The organism is Herbaspirillum lusitanum P6-12, assembly GCF_000256565.1.
In the GTDB taxonomy this organism is placed as follows: Bacteria; Pseudomonadota; Gammaproteobacteria; order Burkholderiales; family Burkholderiaceae_D; genus Herbaspirillum; species Herbaspirillum lusitanum.
This window is the reverse complement of sequence record NZ_AJHH01000059.1, coordinates 1-1,548: the sequence shown is the minus strand read 5'-3', so window position 1 is coordinate 1,548 and position 1,548 is coordinate 1. Positions and strand designations below refer to the sequence as shown.

Below are 1,548 nucleotides of genomic sequence, written 5' to 3'. Positions count from 1 at the left end.
CCCAGCATCCGGACATCACCCTCGACCTGCGCGACGGCGAAGTGGTGGCCGTGCTGGACGACGGCAGCATCAGTTTCGAAGCGCTGCAGGATCCGACCGGCTATGACGGGGTGACGCTGGCCATCTATGTGTTCGACCTGCTCTGGCTCAACGGCAAAGACTTGCGCGACACGCCGCTGCTGGAGCGCAAGCGTCTGTTGCGCGAAGTGGTGCCGGGCGTAGACCACAGCGGCCTGATCCGATTCAGTGAACACGTCGTCGGCGACGCCGCCGAGGTCTACCGCCACGCTTGCCTGCACGGCATGGAAGGCACCGTGGTCAAGCGCGCCGACGCCGCCTATGCAGGACGGCGCGACCGCAGCTGGGTCAAGCTGAAGTGCGCCATGCGCCAGGAATTCGTCATCGCCGGCTATACCGAACCCGCCGGCCAACGCAGCGGCTTTGGGGCCATCCTGGTGGGAGTCTACGATGAGCACGAGCAGTTGCGCTACGCCGGGCGGGTGGGCACCGGTTTCGATGACAAGCTGCTGGAGACGCTGCTCAAGCAGTTCGGCCCGCTGGAGCAGGACCAGCCAGCCTTTGCCAATCCACCTACCGGCCAGCAGCGGCGCGGGGTCCATTGGCTCAGGCCGGCGCTGGTGGCCGAGGTGCGCTTTGCCCAATGGACCAGCGCCGGCATCCTGCGCCATGGAGCATTCGTCGCCCTGCGCGAGGACAAGAAGGCGGAAGAAATCGTACGCGAGAAGGCGATTGCGACATCCCGGCTGGAAGTGAAGGCGAATGCAAAAGGAGATGCAAAAGAAGATGCAAAACACGCGCCGAAAAGCAGGGCGGCGAAAAAGCCTTCCGCCAACTCTTCAACCAACTCCTCCATCGAATCCATCGAAGGCATGCGCCTGACGCATCCCGACAAGTTGCTGTTCACCGACCCGGACCTGAGCAAGCGCGATCTCGCCGAGTATTACGCGACCGTCGCCGACTGGCTGCTGCCGCACGTGCAGCAGCGTCCGATGACCATGGTGCGCTGTCCCGATGGCAGCGTCGGCAAGTGTTTTTTTCAGCGCCACCTCGGCCAGGGCGCTCCCGCCGCGGTGGAGAAGATCGCGGTCCCCGAAGGCAAGGGCAGCGCTGAGTACATGATGGTCAACGACATCGCCGGCCTGGTCGCCACCGTGCAGATGGGCGTGTTGGAACTGCATACCTGGGGTGCGCGCGAGGGCAAGCTGGCGCAGCCCGACCGCATCATCTTCGATCTCGATCCCGCGCCCGAGGTGCCGTGGAGCAAGGTGGTCGAGGGCGCTAGGCTGGTGCACGGTCTGCTGGAAGAGATCGGCTTGCGCAGTTTCGTCAAGACCACCGGCGGCAAGGGACTGCACGTGGTCGTGCCGATCGTGCCGGAACAGGAGTGGGAGGTGGTCAAGGAATGGTCGCGCAGCGTCGCCGAGCACATGGTGCAGGTGCTACCCGATCATTTCACGGCGAAGATGGCGAAGGCGGCGCGCACCGGCAAGATATTCATTGATTACCTGCGCAATGCGGCGACCGCCA

General features: G+C 64.3%; 1 protein-coding gene. It reads left to right on the top strand.

Annotated elements, in window-relative coordinates:
* Window positions 1-1,548: DNA ligase D (ligD, locus tag HLUSI_RS0102335; protein ID WP_016832447.1), on the top strand; the 1,548-nt coding region annotated here is incomplete at both ends.